Annotated in this window: 25 protein-coding genes, 1 tRNA gene and 1 pseudogene; 9 read left to right on the forward strand and 18 right to left on the reverse strand. The window is 68.6% G+C overall.

The genetic code is table 11. The annotated features are described in order from the left end of the window. Positions 1-7 precede the first annotated feature (7 nt). Complete coding sequence (locus tag QE452_RS09330) at positions 8-2332, forward strand: glycoside hydrolase family 3 N-terminal domain-containing protein (protein ID WP_309729964.1); 2325 nt, start codon at positions 8-10, stop codon at positions 2330-2332. Positions 2333-2930: 598 nt separating this feature from the next. Here the strand turns inward: QE452_RS09330 and clpX are convergent. From clpX to QE452_RS09355, 5 genes and pseudogenes are all read right to left on the reverse strand, one after another. Further along, positions 2931-4196, reverse strand: coding sequence for an ATP-dependent Clp protease ATP-binding subunit ClpX (gene clpX / locus QE452_RS09335; RefSeq protein WP_125993066.1), 1266 nt, complete (start codon positions 4194-4196; stop codon positions 2931-2933). Positions 4197-4337: 141 nt separating this feature from the next. Then, entirely contained in the window at positions 4338-5039 is a 702-nt protein-coding gene (locus tag QE452_RS09340) for an ATP-dependent Clp protease proteolytic subunit (protein WP_309658048.1), read from the reverse strand. A gap of 56 nt (positions 5040-5095) precedes the next feature. After that, positions 5096-6029 (reverse strand): annotated as a pseudogene (locus QE452_RS09345) (glycosyltransferase family 2 protein). Between the two features lie 72 nt (positions 6030-6101). Beyond that, on the reverse strand, positions 6102-7751 hold the full coding sequence (gene tig / locus QE452_RS09350; protein WP_309658046.1) for a trigger factor: 1650 nt from the start codon (positions 7749-7751) through the stop codon (positions 6102-6104). Positions 7752-7807: 56 nt separating this feature from the next. Further along, a tRNA-Leu gene (locus QE452_RS09355) sits at positions 7808-7892 on the reverse strand. A 72-nt stretch (positions 7893-7964) separates the two neighbouring features. On the opposite strand from QE452_RS09355, the gene QE452_RS09360 reads away from it, so the two are divergent. Both QE452_RS09360 and QE452_RS09365 read left to right on the forward strand, forming a co-directional pair. Beyond that, positions 7965-8165, forward strand: a complete 201-nt coding sequence (locus QE452_RS09360; protein WP_309729968.1) for a hypothetical protein — start codon at positions 7965-7967, stop codon at positions 8163-8165. A 1-nt stretch (position 8166) separates the two neighbouring features. Continuing rightward, positions 8167-8424: a hypothetical protein gene (locus tag QE452_RS09365; protein ID WP_309658044.1), complete on the forward strand. Its 258-nt coding sequence runs from the start codon at positions 8167-8169 to the stop codon at positions 8422-8424. A 46-nt stretch (positions 8425-8470) separates the two neighbouring features. Here the strand turns inward: QE452_RS09365 and QE452_RS09370 are convergent, their stop codons facing one another. The 5 genes from QE452_RS09370 to gatC form a co-directional block, all read right to left on the reverse strand. Then, complete coding sequence (locus QE452_RS09370; protein WP_309658043.1) at positions 8471-9277, reverse strand: hypothetical protein; 807 nt, start codon at positions 9275-9277, stop codon at positions 8471-8473. A 198-nt stretch (positions 9278-9475) separates the two neighbouring features. Beyond that, positions 9476-10942, reverse strand: coding sequence for an Asp-tRNA(Asn)/Glu-tRNA(Gln) amidotransferase subunit GatB (gatB, locus tag QE452_RS09375; protein ID WP_125993071.1), 1467 nt, complete (start codon positions 10940-10942; stop codon positions 9476-9478). 72 nt (positions 10943-11014) lie between these two features. Beyond that, complete coding sequence (locus tag QE452_RS09380) at positions 11015-11533, reverse strand: serine acetyltransferase (protein ID WP_309658041.1); 519 nt, start codon at positions 11531-11533, stop codon at positions 11015-11017. Beyond that, the gene (gene gatA, locus QE452_RS09385; RefSeq protein ID WP_309658040.1) at positions 11527-13011 is read right to left on the reverse strand and encodes an Asp-tRNA(Asn)/Glu-tRNA(Gln) amidotransferase subunit GatA; all 1485 of its coding nucleotides are present in this window, start codon (positions 13009-13011) and stop codon (positions 11527-11529) included. Before gatA ends, QE452_RS09380 begins: the two co-directional genes overlap by 7 nt. Then, positions 13011-13298 (reverse strand): Asp-tRNA(Asn)/Glu-tRNA(Gln) amidotransferase subunit GatC, encoded by a 288-nt coding sequence (gatC, locus tag QE452_RS09390; RefSeq protein WP_125993074.1) that lies wholly within the window; start codon positions 13296-13298, stop codon positions 13011-13013. Before gatC ends, gatA begins: the two co-directional genes overlap by 1 nt. A 105-nt stretch (positions 13299-13403) precedes the next feature. Here gatC and QE452_RS09395 point away from each other — a divergent pair, with 105 nt between their 5' ends. The 3 genes from QE452_RS09395 (at position 13404) to QE452_RS09405 (ending at position 15406) form a co-directional block, all read left to right on the forward strand. Then, the gene (locus QE452_RS09395) at positions 13404-14522 is read left to right on the forward strand and encodes a DUF3089 domain-containing protein (protein WP_309658039.1); all 1119 of its coding nucleotides are present in this window, start codon (positions 13404-13406) and stop codon (positions 14520-14522) included. Beyond that, a complete protein-coding gene (gene ruvX, locus QE452_RS09400; RefSeq protein ID WP_309658038.1) occupies positions 14519-14983 on the forward strand; it encodes a Holliday junction resolvase RuvX in 465 nt (154 codons plus the stop codon). The genes QE452_RS09395 and ruvX overlap by 4 nt, the downstream gene beginning before the upstream one ends. Positions 14984-15169: 186 nt before the next feature. Further along, positions 15170-15406, forward strand: a complete 237-nt coding sequence (locus tag QE452_RS09405; RefSeq protein ID WP_309658037.1) for a hypothetical protein — start codon at positions 15170-15172, stop codon at positions 15404-15406. Here QE452_RS09405 and QE452_RS09410 read toward each other — a convergent pair. Together QE452_RS09410 and QE452_RS09415 are read right to left on the reverse strand one after the other, a co-directional pair. Beyond that, complete coding sequence (locus QE452_RS09410) at positions 15396-16553, reverse strand: glycosyltransferase (RefSeq protein ID WP_309658036.1); 1158 nt, start codon at positions 16551-16553, stop codon at positions 15396-15398. The two genes, QE452_RS09405 and QE452_RS09410, sit on opposite strands and share 11 nt — an antisense overlap. Next, entirely contained in the window at positions 16550-17365 is an 816-nt protein-coding gene (locus tag QE452_RS09415) for a polysaccharide deacetylase family protein (RefSeq protein WP_309658035.1), read from the reverse strand. The genes QE452_RS09410 and QE452_RS09415 overlap by 4 nt, the downstream gene beginning before the upstream one ends. Before the next feature lie 164 nt (positions 17366-17529). Here QE452_RS09415 and QE452_RS09420 point away from each other — a divergent pair, with 164 nt between their 5' ends. Together QE452_RS09420 and QE452_RS09425 are read left to right on the forward strand one after the other, a co-directional pair. Then, positions 17530-18444: a hypothetical protein gene (locus QE452_RS09420; RefSeq protein WP_309658034.1), complete on the forward strand. Its 915-nt coding sequence runs from the start codon at positions 17530-17532 to the stop codon at positions 18442-18444. After that, positions 18441-18956, forward strand: a complete 516-nt coding sequence (locus QE452_RS09425; RefSeq protein ID WP_309658033.1) for a DUF2141 domain-containing protein — start codon at positions 18441-18443, stop codon at positions 18954-18956. The genes QE452_RS09420 and QE452_RS09425 overlap by 4 nt, the downstream gene beginning before the upstream one ends. Here the strand turns inward: QE452_RS09425 and QE452_RS09430 are convergent, their stop codons facing one another. The 3 genes from QE452_RS09430 to QE452_RS09440 all read right to left on the reverse strand — a co-directional run bounded on the left by QE452_RS09430 (position 18957) and on the right by QE452_RS09440 (position 22180). Beyond that, complete coding sequence (locus QE452_RS09430; protein ID WP_309658032.1) at positions 18957-19433, reverse strand: hypothetical protein; 477 nt, start codon at positions 19431-19433, stop codon at positions 18957-18959. It abuts the gene before it with no gap. Positions 19434-19474: 41 nt separating this feature from the next. Further along, positions 19475-20419, reverse strand: coding sequence for an NADP-dependent oxidoreductase (locus QE452_RS09435; protein ID WP_309658031.1), 945 nt, complete (start codon positions 20417-20419; stop codon positions 19475-19477). Positions 20420-20488: 69 nt separating this feature from the next. Further along, positions 20489-22180: a histidine kinase dimerization/phospho-acceptor domain-containing protein gene (locus QE452_RS09440; protein ID WP_309658030.1), complete on the reverse strand. Its 1692-nt coding sequence runs from the start codon at positions 22178-22180 to the stop codon at positions 20489-20491. Positions 22181-22415: 235 nt separating this feature from the next. Here QE452_RS09440 and QE452_RS09445 point away from each other — a divergent pair, with 235 nt between their 5' ends. After that, on the forward strand, positions 22416-22880 hold the full coding sequence (locus QE452_RS09445) for an Lrp/AsnC family transcriptional regulator (RefSeq protein WP_125993085.1): 465 nt from the start codon (positions 22416-22418) through the stop codon (positions 22878-22880). Between the two features lie 27 nt (positions 22881-22907). Here QE452_RS09445 and QE452_RS09450 read toward each other — a convergent pair whose 3' ends face one another. The 3 genes from QE452_RS09450 to QE452_RS09460 all read right to left on the reverse strand — a co-directional run bounded on the left by QE452_RS09450 (position 22908) and on the right by QE452_RS09460 (position 26463). Beyond that, positions 22908-23261 carry a DUF952 domain-containing protein gene (locus QE452_RS09450; RefSeq protein WP_125993086.1) on the reverse strand — a complete coding sequence of 118 codons (354 nt, stop codon included), beginning with the start codon at positions 23259-23261 and terminating at the stop codon, positions 22908-22910. After that, positions 23261-26062, reverse strand: coding sequence for a DNA gyrase subunit A (gene gyrA / locus QE452_RS09455; protein ID WP_309658029.1), 2802 nt, complete (start codon positions 26060-26062; stop codon positions 23261-23263). The genes QE452_RS09450 and gyrA overlap by 1 nt, the downstream gene beginning before the upstream one ends. A 137-nt stretch (positions 26063-26199) precedes the next feature. Next, on the reverse strand, positions 26200-26463 hold the full coding sequence (locus QE452_RS09460; protein WP_125993088.1) for a hypothetical protein: 264 nt from the start codon (positions 26461-26463) through the stop codon (positions 26200-26202). Between the last annotated feature and the right edge of the window lie 78 nt (positions 26464-26541).

The raw sequence follows: 26541 nt of genomic DNA on the forward strand, positions 1-26541 counted from the left end.
ATGTGGCATGGGCGACAAGCGGAACAGGGCGGGCCACGGGGCGGACATGACGATCACGCGGCGCGGCGCGCTGCTCGGCGCGGGCGCGATCGCCGCCTGGGCGTCCAGCCCGGCACGCGCGCTGCTCGCCGCCGCCGACACGATGGCGACGCCGGCCGCGGTCGCGGCGCTGGTCGGCCGCATGACGCTGGAGGAGAAGGCGGGCCAGCTGACGCTGAACGCGGCGGCGTGGAGCGGCGGCGTCGCCACCGGGCTCAACCCGCCCGCGGCCGGCGGCGTCAGCTTCGACCAGCAGCTCGCCGATGCGGTGGCGGGCAAGTTGACCGGCGTGTTCAACGGCAATGGCGCGGAAATGGCGCGGCGGATGCAGGGCGCGGTGATGAAGGGATCGCGCCTCAAGATCCCGCTGATCTTCGCCGCCGACGTGATCCACGGCCACCGCACCATCTTCCCCGTCCCCGTCGCCGAAGCCGCCAGCTTCGAGCCCTCGCTCGCCGAGCGCACCGCGCGCGTCGCCGCCTATGAGGCCGCCGCCGCCGGCATCGACTGGACCTTCTTCCCGATGGTCGACATCGCACGCGACCAGCGCTGGGGCCGGACGATGGAGGGCGCGGGCGAGGACGTGCTGGTCGGCAACCTGTTCGCCGCCGCCCGCGTGCGCGGCTTCCAGGGCCAGGACCTGATGGCGAACGATGCGATGATGGCCTGCGTCAAGCATTTCGCCGCCTATGGCGCGGTGGAATCGGGGCTGGATTACAATGAGGTCGACCTGTCCGAACGGACTCTGCGCGACGTCTATCTGCCCCCCTACAAGGCCGGCTTCGATGCGGGTGCGCTGTCGGGTATGGCCTCGTTCAACGAGATTTCGGGCATCCCCTCGCACGGCAATCCCTGGCTGCTCCAGACGGTGCTGCGCGACGAGTGGAAGTTCCCGGGCATCATCGTGTCCGACTATACCGGCGACGAGGAGATGATCGCCGCCGGCTTCGCCAAGGACGGGCGCGACGCGGCGCGGATCGCCTTCCTGGCGGGCGTCGACATGTGCATGCAGAGCAACCTCTATATGCAGCATCTGCCCGGCCTGGTCCGCGACGGACTGGTGCCGCAGGAGGTGCTCGACCGGTCGGTGCGGCGCGTGCTGGTGGTCAAGCACCGGCTCGGCCTGTTCGACGACCCCTTCCGCCGCATCGACGTGAAGCGGGAGAAGGCCCGGTCGCGGACCAAGACCAGCCTGGCGCTGGCGCGCGAAGCCGGCCGCAAGTCGATCGTGCTGTTGAAGAATGACGGCGACCTGCTGCCCCTGCCCAAGGCCGGACGCCGGCTGGCGCTGATCGGTCCCTTCGCCAGCGGCCAGCACGACCTGAACGGCCCCTGGGTCGTCTATGGCGACAACAAGCAGGCGGTCGACCTGGCGACGGGCCTCCGCGCCGCGATGGCCGATCCGTCGCTGCTGAGCGTCACCGCCGGCTCGGGCGTCGAGGAGGCACTGCCGGGCGGTATCGACGCCGCCGTCGCGGCGGCGAAGGCGGCCGATATCGTGCTGCTCGCGATCGGCGAGAGCGAGAGTATGTCCGGCGAGGCGCAGTCGCGCACCGAGATCGTCGTGCCCGCGCCCCAGCAGGCGCTGGCCGAGGCGGTGGCGGCGACCGGCAAGCCGATGGTCGTGATCCTGAAGAACGGGCGTGGCCTAGCGCTGCACGGTGCGGTGCGCGACGCGCCAGCGATCCTGATGACCTGGTTCCTGGGCTCGGAAAGCGGCCATGCCACCGCCGACGTGCTGTTCGGCGACTATTCGCCCTCGGCGCGCCTGCCGATCAGCCTGCCCTATGAAAGCGGGCAGGAACCCTATCACTACGACCATAAGGCGACCGGCCGCCCCGCGCCGGCGGGGCCGCGCCAGCCCTACAAGACGCAATATCGCGAAGCGCCCAATGCCGCGCTCTATCCCTTCGGCCATGGCCTGACCTATGGGCGGGTCGACTATTCGGGCCTGACGCTCGGCGGCCCGACCCTGCCCTGGGACGGCATGATCGAGGTCGCCGCCACCGTCCGCAACAGCGGCACGCGCGCGATCGAGGAGGTGGTGCAGCTCTATATCCGCGACCGCGTCGCCAGCATCACCCGCCCGATCCGCCAGCTCAAGGGCTTCCGCAAGGTGGCCCTCGCACCGGGCGCGAGCGAGACGGTGCGCTTCACGCTGCGGCGTTCCGACCTGCTCTTCTACGGTGTCGACAACCAGCCGACGGTGGAGCCCGGCACGTTCGACCTGTGGATCGCCCCCTCGGCCCAGGCGGACGGCGTGCACGGGACGTTCGACCTGACCCAGGCGTAACGCCTGCCCGGCCTGGTGGAGGGGCGGACCAGCTCGGCTCCTCTGCCAAGTACCGGTAGAGGCGCGACTTAGGCAAAGGCCGGACAGGCTCGGACTTCTGCGAATGTAGACGGCAGACGGCAGACGGCAGGCGGCAGGCGGCAGGCGGCAGGCGGCAGGCGGCAGGCGGCAGGCGGCAGGCGGCAGGCGGCTGGCGGCTGGCGGCAGGCGGCAGGCGGCTGGCGGCTGGCGGCTGGCGGCTGGCGGCTGGCGGCTGGCGGCTGGAACCGGATGACACCGGGTCCACCCAAGCCGTCATTGCGAGCGCAGCGAAGCAATCCAGGGGCGTCACGCGCGCGGCTGTAGATTGCTTCGCTGCGCTCGCAATGACGATCCCGAGAACACGGTAACCAACTTCGCGAACGCGCCGCCGTCGCTGGAGCGGCGCGGCGCGGCGCGGCGCGGCGCGGTCCATATTACTGAGGGCTCGTCTTACGCCACCATATCCGTGTGCACAGCAAGACACGCGTCGTGCCTGCGCATCGAGAACCGCCGAAACAGAAAGGGCGCCGGATCGTGACCGACCCGACGCCCTCGTCCAAATTACATCACCCGAAGATTAGGCGGCGTCGCCGGTCTTCTTCTTCTCGGCATAGACGCGGATCGGCTCCTTGCGGCCGTCGACCACGTCCTTGTCGATCATCACCTCGTCGACGCCCGTCATCGACGGCAGGTCGAACATGGTATCGAGCAGGATCGACTCCAGGATCGAACGCAGGCCGCGCGCGCCCGTCTTGCGCTCGATGCCCTTCTTGGCGACCGTCACCAGTGCCTCGTCGGTGAAGTTCAGTTCGACCTGCTCCATGTCGAACAGCTTCTGATACTGTTTCACCAGCGCGTTCTTCGGCTCGGCCAGGATCTTGACCAGGGCGGGAACGTCCAGGTCCTCCAGCGTCGCGATCACCGGCAGACGGCCGACGAACTCTGGGATCAGGCCAAACTTCAGCAGATCCTCGGGCTCGGTCTGGCGCAGCACCTCGCCGGTGCGCTTCTCCTCGGGCGCGGCGACATAGGCACCGAAGCCGATCGACTTGCCCTGCAGGCGATCGCCGATGATCTTCTCCAGGCCGCTGAACGCACCGCCGCAGATGAACAGGATGTTCGTCGTGTCGACCTGCAGGAACTCCTGCTGCGGATGCTTACGACCGCCCTGGGGCGGCACGCTGGCGGTGGTGCCCTCCATCAGCTTGAGCAGCGCCTGCTGCACGCCCTCGCCCGACACGTCGCGCGTGATCGACGGATTCTCCGCCTTGCGGCTGATCTTGTCGATCTCATCGATATAGACGATGCCGCGCTGCGCCCGCTCGACATTATAGTCGGAGGCCTGGAGCAGCTTGAGGATGATGTTCTCGACATCCTCGCCGACATAGCCGGCCTCGGTCAGCGTCGTCGCATCGGCCATGGTGAACGGCACGTCGAGGATGCGCGCCAGCGTCTGCGCCAGCAGCGTCTTGCCGCAGCCGGTCGGACCGACGAGCAGGATGTTCGACTTGGCCAGCTCGACATCGGCGCCCTTGGCGCCGTGGTTGAGCCGCTTATAGTGGTTGTGCACCGCCACCGACAGCACGCGCTTGGCCTGCTTCTGCCCGATGACATAGTCGTCGAGCACGTTGCAGATTTCCTGCGGGGTCGGCACGCCGCCGTCCTTCTTGGAGACCAGCGCCGACTTCGTCTCCTCGCGGATGATGTCGTTGCACAGCTCCACGCACTCATCGCAGATGAAGACCGTGGGACCGGCGATCAGCTTGCGCACCTCGTGCTGCGATTTCCCGCAGAACGAGCAGTAGAGGGTGCTCTTGGAGTCGCCACCGCTCAGTTTCGTCATTCAAACCATCCTTCGCGAGGAAACGCAGTCCTCGAATGTCGGGCCGGGCATGGTAACCCGGCCGTCATGGGCGCGGCAATGTCCAATCGTCCTAAACGCCACCGATTTGTCACGATGGCGGCAGGACGACCGGATGCCACGTCAGGCCGCCGGCGTGGTCGACGTGGCCGTGTCGTCCGACGGGGTCGGCCGCTTGTCGAATACCTGATCGATCAGGCCGAATTCCTTAGCCTCCTCGGCGCTCATGAACTTGTCGCGGTCCATGGCGCGCTCGATCTCCTCCAGCGGCTTGCCCGTATATTTGGCATAGAGCGTGTTGAGGAAATGGCGCATCCGCAGGATCTCGCGCGCCTGGATCTCGATGTCCGAGGCCATGCCCTGCGCACCGCCCGACGGCTGGTGGATCATGATCCGGCTGTTGGTCAGCGCGACGCGCATCGACGGCTCGCCGGAGGCCAGCAGGAAGCTGCCCATCGATGCCGCCTGACCGATGCAGACCGTGCCGACGCGCGGCCGGATATACTGCATCGTGTCGTGGATCGCCATGCCCGCCGTGACGACACCGCCCGGCGAGTTGATGTACATGAAGATGTCCTTCTTCGGGTTCTCGGACTCGAGGAAGAGCAGCTGTGCGGTGATGAGGCTGGCCATGCCGTCCTCGACGCCGCCGGTCACGAACACGATCCGCTCGCGTAGCAGGCGCGAGAAGATGTCGAACGACCGCTCGCCGCGGTTCGACTGTTCGATCACGATCGGCACGAGACCCGCCTGGGTCTGCCGCAGGCCGAGCCCGGCGCTTACCAGCGGGGTCGCGAAGTCACCGGTCTCGAACGGATTGTGCATGAATCACTCTCTTATGCCCTGTAAGGCTCTCTATGTCGCGTGGGCGACGGTGGAGTTCAAGTCCCGGCAAAAGGTGCCGGGTGCGCGAGATAGGCGAGCCGACGCACTTCACGCCGGCCGCGCACCACCGTATCGAGGATCAGGCCTGCGAACAGGCTGAGCGCGGCCAGGATGACCAAGCCGGTCGCCAGCACGGCGGTGGGCATGCGCGGCACCAGCCCGGTATGGAGATAGGTGACGACCAGCGGCGCGGCGAGCACCAGTGCCAGCAGCAGCAGCAGCCCGCCCGCCAGTCCGAAGAACAGCAGCGGCCGTTCGATCCGGTAGAGGGTCAGGATGGTCGACAGGATCCGCCAGCCATCGCCATAGGTGGACAGCTTCGAAGTCGAACCCTCGGGACGGGCGAAATAGGGCGTCTCGATCTCCGCGCAGGGCATCTTCAGCTCCAGCGCATGGACGGAAATCTCCGTCTCGATCTCGAACCCCGCCGACAGCGACGGGAAGCTCTTCACGAAGCGCCGCGAGAAGACGCGGTAGCCGGACAGGATATCGGTGAAGCTGCGCCCGAACAGCCGCGCCAGCATCCCCGTGAGCAGCACATTGCCGAAGCGATGGCCGCGCCGGTAGCTTTCCTGCACCTGGCTGACCCGGCTGCCGACGATCATGTCGAGCTGTTCGCCCAGCAACGCCGCGATCAGCCGGGGTGCGGAGGCGGCGTCATAGGTCGCGTCGCCGTCGGCCATGACATAGACGTCGGCATCGACATCGGCGAACATTCGCCGGACGACCGCGCCCTTGCCCTGGATACGCTCGCGCCGCACGATCGCGCCCGCCGCCCGGGCGACGGCGACCGTGTCGTCGCTGCTGTTGTTGTCATAGACATAGATCGCGGCATTCGGCAGCGCCGCGCGGAACACCGGCGACCGTCTGCGCGATCGCGGCTTCCTCGTTATAGCAGGGCAACAGGACGGCAATCGTCGGTTCGGTCATCGCCAGCCTTGTCGGTTACCCTGATGTCATCGGCGCCCCGACCCGGCATGGGCCGGAGCGCCGGTGCGCCGATCACTCGGCGGTTTCGGCCTTGGCCTTCTTCGCGCGCGGCTTCTTCGCCGGGGCGGCGTCGGCCGCCTCGGTGCCCTCGGCCGCTTCCGCCGCTTCGGGCGAGGACTCGAGCACCTGGGTCTCCTCGCTCACCGGCGCGGCCTTCTTGGCGCGCGGCTTCTTGGCGGCGGGCTTCTTCGGCGCGGCCTCGGCGGCATCGCCGGCCGGCTCGGCCTGCTCTGCGTGGTCGTGCGCGTGGTCGTGGCCGTGATCGCCATGGTCATGGCCATGATGGTCGTGATCATGGTCATGATTGTGGACGTGCGTGCCGGTCGCGAAACCGTCCTCGCTCTCGATGGCGGCTTCCAGCTCCTCGCGGCTGGTCTCGCGGTCGGTCACGGTCGCCTTCTCGAACAGGAAGTCGACGACCTTGTCCTCATAGAGCGGGGCGCGCAGCTGGGCGGCGGCCATCGGCTCCTGCTGGACATATTGGATGAAGCGCTGGCGATCCTCGGGGCCGTACTGCTGCGCGGCCTGCGCGATCAGGCGGTTCATCTCCTGGTTGCTGACCTCGACGCCATTGGCCTGGCCGATCTCCGACAGCAGCAGGCCCAGGCGGACGCGACGCTCGGCGATCTTGCGATAATCGTCGCGCTCCGACTCCATCTCGGCCTTGGCGGCTTCCGGATCGGCCTCGTGCGTCGCCTCATGCTCCAGCTGCGCCCAGATCTGGCCGAACTCGGCCTCGACCATCGACGGCGGCACTTCGAAGTCATGACCCTCGGCGAGCTGGTCGAGCAGCTTGCGCTTCATATGGGTGCGGGTCAGGCCGTTATGCTCCTGCTCGATCTGACCCTTGATCAGGCCGCGCAGCTGCTCCAGGCTTTCCAGGCCCAGGCTCTTGGCCATCTCGTCGTCGATCACGCTCTCGCCCGCGGTCTGCACCGACTTGACGACGATGTCGAAGGTCGCGGGCTGGCCGGCCAGGTTCGCCGCGCCGTAATCCTCAGGGAAGGTGACCTGGAGCTGCTTCTCCTCGCCGACCTTCACGCCGACCAGCTGGTCCTCGAAACCGGGGATCAGGCGGCCCGCGCCCAGCTCGACCGGCATGTCGCTGCCGGTGCCGCCGTCGAAGGCGACGCCGTCGGCGGTCTTGCCGACGAAATCGACGGTGACCTGGTCGCCCATCTCGGCGGCCTTGTCGCCCGCGTCGTTCCAGCGCTTCTGCGAATCGGCGAACTTCTGGAGCTGTTCGTCCACCGCCGAATCGGCGACCGGCACGGTCAGCCGCTCGAGCGTCAGGCTGTCGATCGCCGGGCTCGGCACCTGGGGCAGCACTTCCATCTCGATGGTGACGACGGCGTCCTTGCCGGCCTCATAGCCGTCGTTCAGTGCGACCGAGGGCTGCATCGCGGGGCGCAGGCCCTGCTCGCCGATCAGCTGCTGGATGCCCTGCTGGATCGCGGCGTTCAGCGCGTCCTGCGCCAGCGATTCGCCGTGCATCTTGCGGACGAGATTGACCGGCACCTTGCCGGGACGGAAACCGGGCATCCGCACCTGCGGCGCGACGCGCTTCACCTCGGCGTCGACCTTCTGGTCGATATCCTGGGCGGTGATGGTCAGCGTGTAGGCGCGCTTCAGCCCCTCGTTGAGCGTCTCGACAGTCTGCATTGGGTGCCTTCGATCTGGAGAAAATTCTGTGCGACCCGCCATGCTCCGGGCGGGACTGGTGCGGGCGAAGGGACTCGAACCCCCACATCTTGCGATACTGGAACCTAAATCCAGCGCGTCTACCAGTTCCGCCACGCCCGCATGTCCGGACTCGCCGTAGGGCGCGCGTCTATACCAGTCCAGCGTTACCTAGCAAGCGGGGACGCAACCTGTATGCAAGACAGCGCGTTCGAAGCGGTGAAGGAGACGATCATGGCGACCCAGCCCCCCCTCGAACAGCCGACCCCCTCCAACCAGCCGGTGCAGCCCGACGCCCCGCCGCCGGAGATCACGCCTCCCGGCCCCGATATCGACCAGCCCTCACCCGGTATGCCCGCAGGCGACCCCGGCACGCAGCAGCCGGCGGAGATCTGAGATGGACGCGACGCAGAATTCCGACGTGACGGGTGAGGGTCGGCCGGAGGATCATGTCGGCACCGATCCCGAGACCCCGATCGAGCGGCGCGACGACGACGCCCGCAGCGACCTGGAACAGGCGGTCGCCTCCCGCTCCGACGCGATCGAGCGTGGCGAGGGCGGACCGGAGCCGGAGACCTTCACCGATCCCGGCCGATTCGACGGGCCATCGGGTACGGGCGGCACGGTCCGCAACCAGGACCTGACGCAGCAGTAATCCTCATTGTGGCGGCGCGATCCGGAAGGATCGCGCCGCCACAACTTCACGGAGCCACGGAAAAGTCGAAGACCCGCGTGGTCATGTTGCTCCGGAACATCCCCGGCCCCTCACCCGCATGGATCGAGTAGAGGAAGCCATATTCTCCGGGCGTCAGCGGCGCCTCGGTTGTCGCGCGGAACACACCCGGCGCGACCCGTTCATAGGTGAACGGGATGCGGTCCTTGTCCATGACGCCGGTCTTCGCGCCGGCGATGCTGAAGCTGCCGACCCGCGCCTCGCGATGATCCTTCTTCACCTGAAAGCGGATCAGGCTGAACTCGTTCGGCGACGTGATGGTCGTGGTGTTGCCGGTCAGCCATGACCCGGTGTTGGCGCCGCCCGACAAGCTGCTGTTCGCCTCGTCGAAATAGAAATAGAATTCCGGCTTGAGCCTGGCGGCACGGACCCGGGCCTTGTCGTTGGGAATCACCGATTTCATGGTGATCGGCGCGAGGCCGCCCGACAGCGCATAGCCGAGCATGCCGCCCGTCTTGGTCTGGTTCGCCGTGGTCGGGTCGAGCCGGATCATCCTGGGCTCCGCCGCCCAGTCCGCCAGCAGGTACACGCCGGTCGGATGCGGCACCTTCCAGTCGGGCGAATCCGCCGACAGCATCGCCTTGGAAGAGGCCGCGCCCTCGGCCGATGCGGTCAGCATCGCCGCGATCACCGCCGACGACACGCCGCGATGGCGCAGGTCGATCAACTGGTCCGCGCCGAGCTCGAAGTGATTCGGCGATGCCTTGATCTTCGCGATCACCGCCTCGTCGCCCAGCCCCGCCTGGACCAAGGTGACAATGATCTGATTGTCCAAGACTTCAGCCGAAGCCGGCGCGGCCATGACCAACAGCGCCGCAGCAATCATCGCGTATTGCATCCATCCCCCCGATGCGCGGAAAGCAACCGCGCGCCGATCCTTGTAGATCGGCGGAGAAGGACGCCACAAGCCGGAGCGACCGCCACCCGGTATCTATCCGGATGGCGGTCGCTGGTATTTCACATAGGGGCTATGTCAGGCCAGCGCCTTCTTGAGCAGGTCATTGACCACCGCCGGATTGGCCTTGCCGCCCATGGCCTTCATCGTCTGTCCGACGAAGAAGCCGAACAGCGCATCCTTGCCGCCCTTATACTGCTCGTACTGCTTGGGATTCTTGGCGATCACCTCGGCGATCACCGCCTCGATCGCGCCGGTGTCGCTGGTCTGCTTGAGGCCGCGATCCTCGACCACCTTGGCCGCACCGTCGCCCGTCTCGAGCATGATCTCGAACACCTGCTTGGCCAGGCTGCCCGACAGCGTGCCGTCCGCGACCAGCGCCAGCAGTTCCGCCGCCTGTTCCGGCGACACCGGGCTGTCCTCGATGCTCCGTCCCAGCCGGTTGAGTGCGCCGAACAGCTCCGACGTCACCCAATTGGCGGCGGCGACCGGCTTGGTCCCCGTCTCCAGCAGCGCGTCGAACCAGCGTGCCGCCTCGACCTCCGCGGTCAGCACATTGGCGGCATAGGCGCTGATCCCCAGCCCTTCGTACCGCTTGCGCTTGGCATCGGGCAGTTCGGGGAGCGAGGCGCGGCACGCATCCAGGAACGCCTCGTCCAGTTCCAGCGGCAGCAGGTCGGGATCGGGGAAGTAGCGATAATCATGCGCATCCTCCTTCGACCGCATCGACCGGGTCACGCCCTTGTCCGGATCGAACAGCCGGGTCTCCTGGACGATCGTGCCGCCCTCCTCCAGCACGTCGATCTGGCGCTTCACCTCATAGTCGATCGCCGCCATCACGAAGCGGACGGAGTTGACGTTCTTCGTCTCGGTGCGGGTGCCCAGCGGCTCGCCGGCGCGACGCACGCTGACATTGACGTCCGCGCGCATCGAGCCCTCTTCCATATTGCCGTCGCACGAGCCGACATAGCGCAGGATCGCACGCAGCTTGCGCAGATACGCCCCCGCCTCGGCCGGCGAGGCCATGTCGGGGCGGCTGACGATCTCCATCAGCGCGACGCCCGACCGGTTCAGGTCGACATAGGAGCGGGTCGGATGCTGGTCGTGCATCAGCTTGCCGGCATCCTGCTCGACATGGATGCGCTCGACGCCGATCCGCTTGACCTCGGCATCGGGGTCCTTCTCGTCCAGGCTGATCTCGATCGCGCCCTCGCCGACCAGCGGGTGGTAGAGCTGGCTGATCTGATAGCCCTGCGGCAGATCGGCGTAGAAGTAATTCTTGCGATCGAACCGCGACCAGCGGTTGATCTGTGCGTCGATCGCCATGCCGGTGCGCACCGCCTGGCGGATGCACTCCATGTTCGGCACCGGCAACATGCCGGGCATCGCCGCATCGACCAGGCTGACCTGGGTATTGGGCTCCGCACCGAAGGCGGTGGCGGCGCCCGAGAAGAGCTTGGCGTTGGACGTGACCTGCGCGTGCACCTCCAGGCCGATCACGACCTCCCACTCGCCCGTCGCGCCCTGGACCCGATAGTTGCTCATCACATCGTCCGCTTGTCTGGAATAAAGGGATTGCCGGCGGGCATGACCCGTTGCCCGGCACAATTCAAGCCGTCAGGGCCTCGGCACCGGCCGCTTGTCGGGGATGATGCGCGCCGGGATGCCGACCGCGGTCGCCCCCGCCGGCACGTCCTGCATCACCACCGCATTGGCGCCGACCCGCGCATGGTCGCCGATATGGATGCCGCCGAGCAGCTTGGCGCCCGCGCCGATATCGACATGCGCGCCCAGCGTCGGCGAGCCATTGATCATCCGCGCCAGCGTCACCTGTTGCAGGATCAGGCAGTTCGGCCCAATCGTCGAGGCCGGATGGATGACGATCCCGTTGGGATGCGGGATCATCAGCCCACCACCGATCGGCGCGTTGATCGGGATGTCCGCGCCCGTCACCGCCGACCAGAAACGATGCCGCAGCACCGCCCAGCGTCGGGCGACCGCCGAAACCGGCCCGCCACGCGCCCGATGCCGCTGATAGTCGCGGATCGTCTTCAGCAGCGACCGGTCGGGCGACCAGACCCCGCGCGGGCGATGCTCGCGCGACCAGTCCGGCACCGTCTCCGCGTCGGTTACCACCAGCGCTCCGGCCGCGCCGTGAAGCCCGCACGCTCCTCGATCGCCAGCCCGGCGTTCAGCACGGACTGTTCGTCCAGCGCCTTGCCGATGATCTGGAGCCCGAGCGGCAGCCCGGCCGCGTCCAGCCCGCCCGGCACGCTCATCGCCGGCAGGCCGGCGAGCGACGAGGGCACGGTGAACACGTCGTTGAGGTACATGGCGATCGGATCGGCCGACTTCTCGCCCAGCGCGAACGCCGCCGAGGGCGCGGTCGGCGCGAGCAGTAGGTCGCATTGCTCCCAGGCGCGCTCGAAATCGCGCGCGATCAGCGCCCGCACCTTCTGCGCCTGGGTGTAATAGGCGTCGTAGAAGCCCGCCGACAGCACATAGGTGCCGATCATGATGCGGCGCTTCACCTCCGGCCCGAAGCCGTCGGCGCGAGTCGCGGCATACATCTGCTGGAGGTTCGCACCGTCCGGCAGGTCGCGCAGGCCGTACCGCACGCCGTCATAGCGGGCGAGGTTGGACGAGGCCTCGGCCGGCGCGATGATGTAATAGGCTGGCAGCGCGTATTTGGTGTGCGGCAGCGAGACCTCGACGATCTCCGCGCCGGCGTCGCGCAGCCAGGCGACGCCCTGCTGCCACAGCGCCTCAATCTCGGCCGGCATCCCGTCGACGCGATATTCCTTGGGGATGCCCACGCGCTTGCCGCGCAGGTCGCCCGACAGGCCCGCTTCCCAGGCCGGCACGTCGAGCTGGAGCGAGGTGGAATCCTTGGCGTCGAAGCCCGCCATCGCCTCCAGCATGATCGCGCAGTCGCGCACCGTCCGCGCCATCGGCCCCGCCTGGTCGAGCGACGAGGCGAAGGCGATCGTGCCCCAGCGCGAGCAGCGGCCATAGGTCGGCTTGATGCCCGAGATGCCGGTGAAGGCGGCCGGCTGGCGGATCGAGCCGCCCGTATCGGTGCCGGTCGCGCCCGGGCACAGCCGCGCCGCGACCGCCGAGGAGGAACCGCCCGACGACCCGCCCGGGGCCAGCGCCGCATTGCCGCCGTCGTTCCGCCGCCAGGGCGAGATGACGTTGCCGAAATAGCTGGTCTCGTTCGACGAGCCCATGGCGAACTGGTCGAGGTTGAGCTTGCCCAGCATCCCCGCGCCCGCATTCCACAGATTCTGCGACACGGTCGACTCATAGGTCGGCGTGAAGCCCTCCAGGATATGGCTGGCGGCGGTGGTCTGGACCCCGGCCGTGCAGAACAGGTCCTTCATGCCGATCGGCACGCCGGCCATCGGCTTCGGCGTCTCGCCCGCCGCGCGCGCGGCGTCGGCGGCGTCGGCGGCGGCGAGCGCGTGATCGGGCGTCGCCACCAGGAAGGCGTTGAGCGCGCTCGCCTCGGCGACGCGGGCGTTGAACGCCTCCGCCACCTCGCGCGCCTTGAAGGCGCCGTCGCGCACGCCGTCGCGGATGTCGGCGATCGTCAGGTCGGCAAGTTCGGTCATTATTCAATCACCTTGGGAACCGCGAAGAAGCCGTGTTCGGCCTGCGGCGCGTTCGTCATCAACTGGTCGCGGATGCCGCCATCGGTCACCACATCGTCGCGCAGGCGCAGGTGATTGGGGATGACCGCGGTCATCGGCTCGACGCCGGCGGTATCGACCTCGCCCAGCTGCTCGATCCAGTGCAGGATATTGTCGAGCTCGGGCGCGATGCGCGCCGCCTCGTCCTCGGTAATCGCGAGCCGGGCGAGGCTGGCGATCTTCTTCACGGTGTTGGTGTCCACGGCCATGGCCAGCCCGCTACCACTCGCGCTCCGCCCGGTGCAAGCGCTTGCGTACAGCAAGTCTTGCGCGCGCCGTGCCGTCCTGTAGCAGACGGGAGCAAGGAGACCCCTTTGGCGCGCAAGTTCCTGTACATTTTCGCCGCACTGATCGTGCTGGTGATCGCGGCGGCCCTCGCCTATCGCCTGTTCGGCACCGACCTGATGCGGATGGCGCTGACGCCCGGCGAATCCTTCCGCCGCCAGGCCTCGGTCCAGGCCAGCGCCTATGACGATCCCAAGCTCTGGCTCGCCCGCCCCGAGATTCCCGGCAATCCGGCGCTCTGGACGCCGGACGGTTACGCCCCGCGCACGGCGGACGCCAAGGGGCCGAAGGCGGCGATCTTCTTCATCCACCCGACCTCCTATGTCAGCCGCGACCATTGGAACGCGCCGCTGGACGACCGGGAGACCAACGATCGCAGCGCGCTGTTCCTGCGCGGCCAGGCGAGCGCGTTCAACGCGGTCGGCGATGTCTGGGCGCCGCGCTATCGCCAAGCGACGTTCGGCGCCTTCCTGACCAGCGTCGCCGATTCGGAACAGGCGTTGCAGCTCGCCTATGGGGACGTCGCCGCCGCCTTCGACAGCTTCCTGCGCCAGATCGGGCCGAAGACGCCGATCATCCTGGCGGGGCACAGCCAGGGCGCGCTCCACCTGACCCGGTTGCTGCGCGACCGGGTCGCCACCGATCCCGCCCTGCGCCGCCGGATCGTCGCCGCCTATGTCGTCGGCTGGCCGGTGTCGCGGACCACCGACCTGCCGCGCCTGGGCCTGCCGGAATGCGCGCGCGCCGATCAGGCCAGGTGCCTCTTGTCGTGGCAGAGCTTCGCCGAGCCGGCCGATCCCTCGCTGGTCGTCGACACCTATGACCGGACGATCGGCTTCGACGGCCGGTCGCGCAAGGACACGCCGATGGTCTGCACCAACCCGCTGACCGGCACGCCCGACGCGACCGCCCCGGCCGGCGCCAATCTGGGCACGCTCTATCCGGCCGCCGATCTCGCCACCGCGGCGATCACGCCCGGCCGGGTGCCCGCCGCCTGCGGCCCGCGCGGCCTGCTGATGATCGGGACGCCGCCGGAGGTCGGGCCCTATGTGCTGCCCGGCAACAACTACCATGTCTACGACTACAGCCTGTTCTGGGCCAATGTCCGCGCCGATGCCGCGCGTCGCCTGCAAGGATTCCGCCGATGACCCTCGTCACCACCGGCGCCGCCGCCTTTCGCGCCGCGCTGCCGGACGGGGGCCGGCTGATCGGGCTGGATGTCGGCACCAAGACGATCGGCACCGCCTTGTGCGATGCCGGCTGGTCCTTCGCCAGCCCGGCGACGCTGATCCGCCGTACCAAGTTCACCGCCGACAAGGCGGCGATCGTCGCGATGATCGGCCCGCAATCGGTGCGCGGGCTGGTCATCGGCCTGCCGATCAACCTGGACGGCACGGAAAGCCCCCGCAGCCAGTCGACCCGCGCCTTCGCCCGCAACGTCGCCGATCTCGGCCCCGTCCTGCTCTGGGACGAGCGCTGGTCCACCGTCGCGGTGGAGCGGGCGATGATCGAGCAGGACATCAGCCGCGCCAAGCGCGCCGAGCGGATCGACAATCATGCCGCCGCCCATATCCTGCAAGGCGCCATCGACGCGCTGACCATGGCGTGACGCGGCCGGTACCGCCGCTTCCATGACAGGGGCGTGACTGCGGCATAACGGTAACGTTGCAAGTTGTTCACGAATAATAAACCAGCATATCGCCTATCCCTGGTTAGAAAAATCCGCTAAATGACGCCTGGGACATGTTCCGTCGCCGCTCTCGGCCGCGTGGAAGATGTGGGGAGTAGGTAGGACATGCTGACTCAGCTTGAGCGGATCGACGATCGGGGGACCGTCGAGGAGATTTTGTCGCCGCGCAGCTTCGTGGCGAACGGCGCAGGATCGGTTTCCCTATCGGAGCGATCATCGGCGGCCGTGTCCGCCTGGCGATCGCCCAGCTTCTATATCGGCCTGGTGCTGATGGTGCTGATCCTGGCGGTGACCCAGCTGGTCCGCCTGGCGATGGCGGTGCGGGGCCGGCTCAGCGCGTGATCGTCCGTGCCGGGTCCAACCCGGCATAGGCGTCGAACAGCGCACCGAAATGATCCGCCATCGACCGGGTACGGCCCGGATCGCGCGGGCGCGGCTGCGTCTCGGCGAACTGGCGCAGGGCGCCGCTCAGACTGCGCGCGCTGGCGGACCTGTAGGTCCAGCCCTCATTGGCCCGCGCGCAATCGGCCGCGCCGCCCAGATCGGGGGCGATCACCGTCAGGCCAGACGCCACCGCCTCCGCCGCCACGAAGCAGAAGGTCTCCGCCTCGCAGCCATGGACCAGCGCATCGGCGCTCGCCATCAGCGTCGCCAGTTGCGGCCGGTCGCGGATCGGCGCGACCAGCCGGATATGCGGATTGCCGCCGACCGCGCGGATCACCGAGCGCCGATCATGCCCGTCCCCGACGATCACCAGCCCCATCGGCCGGCTGGCCGCGGCGGCGGTGACGGCGCGCGCGACCATGCCCCAGCGCTTCTCGGGCGAGTGCCGGCCGACCCCGAGCAGCAGCAGCGCATCCTCCCCCAGCCCGCATTCGGCGAGCAGCCGGGCGCGCAGCGCCGGGTCGCGGCGCGCGGGCGAGAAGTGACCCGGCTCGATCCCCATCGGGTTGGTCATCACCTTGGTCAGCCCGCCCTCGATCAGTCGGCGCGACAGGCTGTCGCTAGCGCTGACCACCAGGTCGTATTTGGCGTCCAGCCGGCGCAAGTGCCGCCAATACCAGTCGAACCCGCGATCGATGGCGGCGCGGTCCGCGATCCCGCCGAACCAGCGATAGGCATAGGCGGACAGCGGATCGGCATGGGCGACCAGCACGCGCCGCGCCGTGCCTCTCCAGTCCGCCACCATCGAGGCGCTGCGCCAGGGCGAGGACACCTCGACCACGTCGGGCGCTTCCTCGTCCAGCGCCCGGTACAGCGCCTCGCGATCGGAGAAATAGCGATAGGCGCGGTCGAGCGGGAAGAGCGGCGCGCGCACCCAGCGGATGCGGCCACCGCCCTCGCGCGGCTCGACGCGATCCTCGTCACCCGGCGCGATCACCACCAGGTCGTGCCCCATCGCCGCCGCGACGATCAGCTTCTGGTCGACATAGGTGCGCACGCCGCCGCCCTTGGGCGCGTAGAAGGCGCAGACGTCGACGATCTTCATGCCGCCTTCCGGTCCGGCTCCCCGCGCATCTCGCGGTCCAGATCGGCATAGCGCACCACCTGCCGCACCTCGGCCAGCGCGCGGACGGTGCGGGCGATGCTGGCGACGATCGAGGTCTTGGTCATATCGCCCGGATGCACCGCCAGCCGCACCACCGGCACCATGCGCCGCGCGGTCCGCGCCACGCCCGCGACCGCGAGCGAGCTGGCGGTGCGCGCGGGGCTGCGGCTGGCCCAGGTGATGACCGGCCCGCGCGCCACCGTCTCGCCCGTATGCGGCCGCCACACGCGCCAGTGATCCTCGGCCAGCGTGAAGCCGGTCGCCGCCAGCGCTTGGTGCGCGCCGTCGCCATAGAGCCAGGCCGGCGCGATGAAGCCCGCCACCGGCCGGCCGATCGCCTGTTCGACGATGTCGCGGCCGTCGCGCAGCCGGCGCTCGGCCTCCGCCGCGCTGAGCCCCAGGAACTCGCCCTCGCCCGCCGTCATGTGGCGCGCCTTGAACGCGGCCGCCGCGCCGTCGTGCCGGCTGTCGTCACGGTGCAGCCAGCCGTGCAGGAACATCTCGACCCCCTCATCGGCCCAGCCGCGCAAGCGTCGGGCGAAGGCGGCATCGCCGGCGATCGGTGCGCGGCCCCAATGGTTGGGCACCACCAGCATCGCGAAGCGCGGGCCGCCGAGCAGCGTCCGCAATCGCGCCGCCAGTGCCTCCACCGGCGCGGTGAAGGCGGGCGAGACATCGTGGATCGACACCAGCAGGCGGCGATCCTGCGCTGGCGGAATCAGCGCGGCGGGGCGGAACGGGAGCGAAGGCAAGGACATGTCATTCGCGATGACGGCGCCGGCGGCTTGGTTCCGCATCGCCGCAAAAAAATTTTCGTCGCCGATGCGGGTCCGTCGCCACGGCGTCGTCCTCTGATCGTGACCCAGCCCGAAACCCCGCCCGCGCCCATGCGCCGCCTGGTCCGCTAGAGCCCTTCATGCCCGATACCGCCTTGTTCGCACCCGCCACGGTCGAGCTGCGCCCCTTGATCGAGCGGGGTAGCGGCCTGCGCCGATGGATCACGCCCGTCCTGTCGCTCGCCATTCTGGCGGCGGCGTTGTGGCAGCTGCGCCATCTGGATCTGGGCACGGTGTTCCGCGACCTGCCGGCCTCGCCCGCCTTCTGGCTGGTCTTCGTCGCCGGCTATATGGCGCTGCCGGTCGGCGAGTGGCTGATCTACCGCCGCCTCTGGCAATTGCCGGCCACCGGCCTGGGCGCGCTGCTGCGCAAGCGGATCGCGAACGAGATCGTGCTCGGCTATTCGGGCGAAGTCTATTTCTACGGCTGGGCGCGCCGCCATGCCCGGCTGGCCGCCGCGCCGTTCGGCGTCATCAAGGACGTGACGATCCTGTCGGCCACCGTCGCCAACGCCATCACCGTCGCGCTGATGCTCGTCACATGGCCGCTGCTGTCGGCGCTGAACCTGGGGCTGACCGAATGGGTGATGGCGCTGGCGACCGCGATCATCGCCCTGCCCTCGCTGATCGCATTGCTGATGGGCCGCCGGCTCTTCTCCTGCGAGCGGCGCGAATTGTGGATGATCGCCGGCGTCCATCTCGGCCGCATCGCCGTCGTCATCCTGCTCACCGCCTTGATGTGGCGACTGGCGATGCCGGGCGTGCCGATCCTGTGGTGGCTGGTGCTGGCGACGCTGCGGATGCTGGTGTCGCGCCTGCCGCTGCTGCCCAATCGAGACATCGTCTTCGCCGGGCTGGTCGCCTTCGTGATCGGTGACGCCCCCTCCATGGCGGCGATGCTGGTGATGGTCGCCGGCCTGACGCTGGCCACCCACATCTTCCTGGGCGCGGCGCTGGGCGTCGCCGACCTGGTCCGTTCGGAGAATCGCGCATGATCGCCGCGCTGTTGCTGCTCGCCGCCGCCGACCCCGGCATCCGCTCCTCACCCGAACTGGGTGTCGCCGCCGCACGCTGCCGCGCGGAGGAAAGCGGCCCGGCGCTGATCGTCAACGTGACGGGGCTGAAGGTGCGCAAGGGCCGTGTCCGCGCCGAACTCTATCCGGCGCGCGACGGCGATTTCCTGGGCGACGACAATGTCCTGATTGCGGCCGGCAAGACCTTCCGCCGCGCCAGCGTCGAGGTGCCGGCCAGCGGCCCGGTCCACATCTGCCTGCGGGTGCCCGGTCCCGGCACCTATTCGCTCGCCGTGATCCACAATGTCGATGGCGGCCACAAGTTCAGCCTGTCGCGCGACGGCGCGGGCTTTGGCGGCAATCCGAAGATCGGCCTGTCCAAGCCCTCGGCCCAGGCGGCCAGCGTCTCGGTCGGCAATGGCCCGACCGAGACGAATGTGGTGATGAACTATCGCCGCGGCCTGTTCAGCTTCGGCCCCATCACCACCAACTGATCAGGCGATGGCCGGCCGCCCCTCGATCAACGTGCGGGCGGTGCGATAGCAATCCTCGATATGCGCGTTGCCGGCCAGCTTCATCGCGCCGAAGCTGATCGTCGCCGCCACCGCCTGTCCCAGGAACGGCACGAAGCGCGCCGCCGAACCCGCCGCGATGCGGACGCCCATCCGCCGCAGGATTGCGATCACCAGCTTGCGCGTGACCACCCGGCCGATCGCGTTGTTACCCAGGCTGGTCGCCATCACCAGCACCTGCTGCGCCATGTTCGGGTCCATCTTCTGGACCTGCTCGTGGTCGAGCTGGAACTTGGCGCTGATCGCCGGCAGCAAATTGGTCAGCAGGCCGACATCGGCGACCAGATCGGCCCCCGGGATCGGCACCACCGCCGCCCCGGCGGACAGCAGCGAGCGTTGGGTCACCATCTTGCGACATTCGTCGCGCACCCGGTCCAGTTCGGCCAGCGTAGCAATCATCTCGGTTCCTTGAAATGGGGTCGTCCGGTCATCCGGCGGCATCAGTCCAGCGTCAACACCAGCTTGCCGCGCGGATGCGCGTGGCGGGCGGCATCATAGGCGGCGGCGAAGTCATCGATCGCAAAGCGCTTGGCGACCTCGACCCGGATCGTCCCCGCCGCCAGCAGGTCCGCGACCTGGCCGAGTTGCGCGGCATTGGGCATGGCGTGATAGCGCGGCGCGATCCGCAGCCCGCGCGCGGCCGCCTCGTCCTCCAGCGGCTCCAGCGTCGACACCATCATCCCGCTCGGCTTCAGACAGTCGAACGAACGACGCTGCACCGCGCCACCCTGCGTATCGAAGACCAGGTCGCAATCCGTCGCGATCTCCTCGAAACGCTCGGCGTGATAGTCGATCACCGTATCGGCCCCGATCGACCGGACGAAGTCGCGATCATCGGCGGAGGCGGTGGCGAACACCGTCGCGCCCTTCCACTTGGCCAGTTGCACCGCCAGATGACCGACGCCGCCGGCCCCGCCATGGATCAGCACGCGCTGCCCGGCCTCCAGCCCGCCATGGTCGAACAGCCCCTGCCATGCCGTCATCGACGCCAGGCCCGCGCCCGCTGCTTCGGCGAAATCCAGCCCGGCCGGCATCGCGACCAGTTCGACCGCCCTGACCACGACATAGTCGCTCTGGGCGCCACGATCCTGGCCAATAAAGGCGAAGACGGGGTCGCCATGGCGCAACATGTAATGGGCGCGGGTGCCGACCGCCTCGATCGTACCTGCCAGGTCACGGCCCAGCACCAGCGGCAGCTTGTCCTCACCGACCGGCGGATAGTCGCCCTGCGCGATCTTCCAGTCGACCGGGTTGATGCTGGCGGCGCGGACGCGGACCAGCACCTCGTCATCCACCGGCTGCGGGATCGGCACTTGGCGGTTCTCGATCACCTCGGCCGGGTCGCCGAAGCGGGTGATCTGGATCGCGCGTACAGTTTCGGTCATCACCCGTCCTCGAACAAAGGTCGAGGTCCAAACCCGCGGAAGCCCATCCGGCTCCCGCGCGCCGGATTATCAGTGGGATGCGACCTGATCCGCCGGCCGATCCTCGCCCGCCGGCAGCCGCACGGTCAATCGGCCCGGCAGGATGTCCAGCGCGCCGCCCAGCTCGACCGCCAGGTTGCGGACCAGGCGCAGCGTGAAGCCGGCCCCCAGCAACGGCACGCCCGGCTCATCCTCGCCGACCCGACCGTCCAGCGTAAACAGCGCGTCGCCGTTCAGGTCCGCCAGGGCATCGGGGCGGTCCGCGACGATCTGCACGCGGGCCCCATCGCTCTCGACGCTGACGCCGATCCGCTCGCCCGGCCGCGCCGCCGACAGCAGCGCCGCCAGCATCCGCGCCAGCAGGCGCTCGACCGCCCGGTCGTCGGCCGACACCGCGCCCTCGCCGACGATCACCAGCGTCGCGCCGCGTTCGGCGGCCAGCGGGGTCAGATCGCGCACCACCCGCTCCAGCAGCGGACGGACCGGGACGATCGTCGCGCGGAGATCGAGCGCGCGGCCTTCGATACGGGCGGCGGTGTCGAGATCGTCGATCGCCGACAACAGCCCCGCTGCCTGCGACCGGATCGCCGCCGCACGGGCGCGATAGATGTCGGACACCGGCCCGAGCAGCTGCGACTCGATCAGCTCGGCGAAACCCGCCACCGCATTGGCGGGGGTGCGCAATTCGTGCACCAGCTGGCGCAACTGGTCCGACGCGCTCGACCGTGCCGCCGTCTCATGGCGATAGGGCAGCCGCGCCACGCCGCGATAGCCGACGAAACGGCCGCTGGCGGGGTCGAACATCGGCACGCCGGTGACCCGCCACGAACCGGCGGCGTCGGACAGGCCATCGACCTCCAGCCGCCCCTCGGTGAAGCGCGAGCGCCCCCGCACCGCCGCCGCGACCGAGGCATCGACCTGCGCGCAGCCCTGGCGACTGGCATGGGCGAGCGTCACGCCGACCAGCGCCGCGCGTGACACGCCGTCCACCCAACGGATCTGGCCGTTCGCATCGGTCTCGAAGCGGAAGCCGGGTTCCGGCCGCTCCCGCGATTCGACCTGAAGCTCGGGCACCGACGGCATCGCTTCGGCGGGTTCGTCATCCCGCTGGCGCTGGAACGCGTCGATCCGTGCGACCAGATCCGCGATCTCGAACCGGGGGACCATGCCCTCCGACGCCATCGGCGTCGCGACGGGTGCGGGCTCGATCGATGGGATGTCCATCGACGGAATATCCGTCGGGGCATCCGGGACGGACCAGACATCGATGTCGGCGATCGGCGCGGCAGGCGCCGCCACGGCCATCGGCGGTTCCGGATCGGCAGTCGCGACAGCCGCGGCCGGCCGGGCATCGGTGATGACGAAATCGACCGCGCCGAAGCTTTCCAGGCCCCGCTCGACCTCCGCCGGCAGATCGCGACGCTGGCGCAGCACCGCGCGGCACGCCGGGGTCAGGCGACCGAGCAGGTCGAGCCAGGCGTCGACCGGCAGGGTGACCATGCGCAGCACCGGCGCGGCGACCGCCAGATCGTCCTGCGCGAAGAATTCGACCAGCGCCGGCTCGGGACGGGCGAAGGCCAGCGCGCGGGCGCTCGCCGATCGGACCGCGACCGGCACGATCGCGCGCAGGCGGGCCAGTCGTTCCAGCGTCGTGTCGTTGGTCGGCGCGCGGCCGCGCCCCATCAGGTCGACAAGCTGCCGCCACGCCGTCTGGGCCCCCATGCCGGGACCCATGTCAGCCGAAAGAACGGTGGTCAGGCTGTCGTCGAACCGCACTGGGAATCAGTCTCCGCGCGCACCGCCGGATGGCGCGCCCACCCCCCATACCCGGTCCCGCGCGCCGGAGAAACCATCATTTCCACACCGTTACATTGTGGGACAATTGCGTTTACCCGCAATTATATTATGTGACGGCCCAAGCCATTAGCCAAAGTGAAAAGTGAAAAGGGTCAGCGTAATGACTTTCGACCGGATCGATCGGCAGATTCTGGGTCTGCTGCAGGCCGACGGACGGATGACGAATGTCGATCTCGCGGAGCGCGTCGGCCTGACCGCCCCGCCCTGCCTGCGCCGTGTCCGCGCGCTGGAGGAAGCGGGAGCGATCCGCGGCTATCATGCCGATCTGGACGCGGGCCGACTGGGCTATCCGATCACCGTCTTCGCGATGGTCAGCCTGCGCAGCCAGGCCGAGCATGACCTCAACGCGTTCGAGGAGCATGTCGCCCGCATTCCGGAGGTGCGCGAGGTCCATATGCTGAACGGCGAGATCGACTTCATCCTGAAGATCGTCGCCACCGACCTGAAGAGCTTCCAGGAAATCTTGACCACGCACCTGACGCCCGCGCCCAATGTCGCAAGCGTCAAGACCTCGCTGACGATCCGCACCGCTAAGTCGCAGACCGGCGTGCCGGTGGGGGATTGAGGCGGGACGGAGGAGCCTTTCCGCTCCTCACCCCGTGACCGGCAGCCTCACCCGACCATCCTCGTTCCGCTCCAGCGGGCCATAGGCGACCACCGTCTCCAGCAGTAACGGGCCATAGAGGTGCGGGAAGAGCTGGCCACCCCGGCTCTCCTCCCATTTGAGCGATTCGCCGAAGCTGCCGAGATCGACCGCCGCGACGTGCAGGTCGGACTGCCCGGCGAAATGCTTGTCCACCGTCTCGGTCAATTGGTCGGCGGTCGAGAGGTGGACATAGCCGTCCGCCAGATCGACCGGTGCCCCCTGGAAACGGCCGTCGCGCTCCAGCGTCGCCATCTGCTCGGCCGTCAGCACCTTATAGGCGGTCAGGGGGCGCTCGCTCATCATTCGTCTCCGCTCTCGTCGACCTGCTCGTCCATCGTCTGCGGGCCGGTGCCGTCGTCGACGGTGAGCGTGTCGGCGGCGTCAACGGGCGGGGCCGCGCCAAGCTCCGTCGCGACCAGCGCCTCCGCCTCGTTCTCCGGCGCATCCTCCTCGTCGATCCGCGCGGCGGAGACGACATGCTCGCCCTTCGCCACGTCGAACAGGCGCACGCCCGCCGACCCGCGACCGATCACGCGCAGGCTTTCCAGCGGCATCCGGATCAGCTTGGCCTGGTCGGTGACCAGCATCAGCTGGTCCGCCTTGCTGGCCGGGAAGCTGGCGACGACCGGCCCGTTGCGGCCGATATTGTCGATATTGGTGATGCCCTGGCCGCCGCGCCCGGTGCGGCGATATTCATAGGCGCTCGACAGCTTGCCATAGCCATTGGCGCAGATCGTCAGGATGAACTGCTCGCGCTCGCGCAGATACGCATAGCGGATATCGTCCATCCGGCGCGGCTGGCGATCGGCATCCTCGCCCTTCCAGGGGGCGTGGCGGAGATAGTCGTCGCGCTCGTCCTGGTCGTTGACGCCGACCTTGTGCAGGATCGACAGCGAAATGACCTCGTCGCCCTCGCCCAGGCGCATCCCGCGCACGCCGGTGGAGTTGCGGCTCTGGAACTCGCGCACCTCCTCGCCCGCGAAGCGGATCGCCTTGCCCTGGCGGGTGGCGAGCAGCACGTCGTCGCCCTCCTCCAGCAGCTTGACGCCGATCAGCCGGTCGTCGGCATCCTCGCCCTCGAACTTCATCGCGATCTTGCCGTTGGTCGGCACGTTGGTGAAGGCGTCCATCGCATTGCGGCGGACATTGCCCTTCGCCGTCGCGAACATGACGTGCAGGTCGCCCCAGCGCAGTTCGTCCTCGGGCAGCGGCAGCACGGTCGAGATCGTCTCGCCGGGCGCCAGCGGCAGCAGGTTGACCATCGGCCGCCCGCGCGTCGCCGGCCCGCCCTCGGGCAGGCGCCAGACCTTCATGCGATAGACCTTGCCGGCCGTGGAGAAGAACAGCACCGGCGTGTGCGTGCTCGTCACGAACAGGCTGGTGATCGCATCCTCGTCCTTGGTCGCCATGCCGGCGCGGCCCTTGCCGCCCCGCTTCTGCGCGCGGAAGGCATCGAGCGGCGTGCGCTTGATATAGCCCTCGACCGTGACGGTCACGACCATGTCCTCGCGCTCGATCAGATCCTCGTCGTCGATCCCGTCGGCGGCGGCGGCGATCTCGGTGCGGCGCGGCGTCGCGAACTGGTCGCGGATCGCGCGCAGCTCGCCGCGCATCACCTCATAGAGCTTCACGCGATTGGCCAGGATCTCCAGCAGATCGGCGATCGAATCGGCCAGCGTCTTGAGCTCGTCGCCGATCTCGTCCCGGCCGAGCGCGGTCAGGCGATGCAGGCGCAGGTCGAGGATCGCGCGCACCTGCGCGTCGGACAGGCGATAGGTATCGCCGGTCACCTCGGTCTCCACCGCCTCGACCAGTTGCAGATAGGCGGCGATCTCCGACACCGGCCATTCGCGCGCGAGCAGCGCGGCGCGCGCCGCGGCAGGGCTAGCCGAGCCGCGGATGATCCGCACCACCTCGTCCAGATTGGTGACCGCGATCACCAGGCCGAGCAACAGATGCGCCCGCTCGCGCGCCTTGTTCAGCTCGAACTTGGAGCGGCGGGTGATGACCTGCTCGCGGAACTGGATGAAGGCCTGGATGATCTCGCGCAGGTTGAGCAGCTCGGGCCGCCCGCCCCGGATCGCCAGCATGTTCGCCGGGAACGACCCCTGTGCGGGCGTGTGCCGCCAGAGCTGGTTCAGCACCACCTCGGCCGTGGCGTCGCGCTTCAGGTCGATGACGATGCGAACGCCCTCGCGGTTCGACTCGTCGCGGATGTCGCTGATCCCCTCGATCCGCTTTTCCTTGGCGGCGTCGGCGATCTTCTCGACCAGCGCGTTCTTGCCCTGCTGGTACGGGATTTCGGTCAGCACGATCGACTGGCGGTCGCCGCGATGATTCTCGATCGTGTGGCGCGAGCGGACGATGATCGATCCGCGCCCGGTGCTATAGGCCGACCGGGCCCCCGCCCGGCCCAGGATGATCGCGCCGGTCGGGAAATCCGGACCGGGCACGATCTCGGTCAGTTCCTCGGACGTGATCGCGCCATTGTCCAGATAGGCGAAACAGGCGTCGATCACCTCGCCCAGATTGTGCGGCGGGATGTTGGTCGCCATGCCGACCGCGATGCCGCCCGCACCGTTGACCAGCAGGTTCGGGAACTGCGCCGGCAGGACCGAGGGCTCGCGCTCCGACCCGTCATAATTGGGCGTGAAGTCGACCGTGTCCTTGTCCAGGCCGTCGAGCAGCGAATTGGCGACCTTGGCCAGCCGCGCCTCGGTATAGCGCATCGCGGCCGGCGGATCGGGGTCCATCGAGCCGAAATTGCCCTGACCGTCGATCAGCGGCACGCGCATCGACCAGTCCTGCGCCATGCGGGCCAGGGCGTCGTAGATCGCGCTGTCGCCGTGCGGGTGATATTTACCCATCACGTCACCGACGATGCGGGCAGACTTGCGATAGGGCCGGCCGGCGACGAAGCCGCTTTCATAGGCCGAATAGAGGATGCGCCGATGCACCGGCTTCAACCCGTCGCGCACGTCGGGCAGCGCGCGGGCGACGATCACGCTCATCGCATAGTCGAGATAGCTCGACTTCATTTCATCGACGATGGAGATCGTCGAAATGTCGGAGGGTTCGGCGAGGCTGGTCTCGTCGGCCAAGGTGTCTGTCTTCCAGGTGGTTTCAGGAGTGCCCCACCCCTGTAAGACGTCCGGCCGCTGTTGTCACGCGCACGCGCGTACGCGAGGGAACGGGCCGGCCCGCCGCCTTATGGGCGCGGCGGGGCCGGCTGACGCGCCTACTTCTTGCAGGCCGTCTTGCTGGCGTTGCCCGCCTTGGAGCAGTCATAGGTCACGGTCTTGCCGGTGCTGGTCTTGGTGGTCACCATCCGGGGCCCGGTGCCGCGACGCGTGGTGGTGACGTGCGTCGTCTTGACCATATGGGTGGCGGTGGTCGCCTTGGCGGTGGAGGCCTGGCCGGCGGCCTGGGGCGCGGCGAAGGCGGCGGTGGCCGACAGCAGCGATCCGGCGGCGAGCAGCGCGAAGGGAAGCGACTTGGTCATGGGCAGCATCCTCGATACGGGGCGACGTCGGAAGCGTCGCCATCCGCGATCGACCTGCACCCGCCGGCCTGTACGGCG

The organism is Sphingomonas sp. SORGH_AS_0438, from assembly GCF_031453475.1.
GTDB lineage: Bacteria > Pseudomonadota > Alphaproteobacteria > Sphingomonadales > Sphingomonadaceae > Sphingomonas.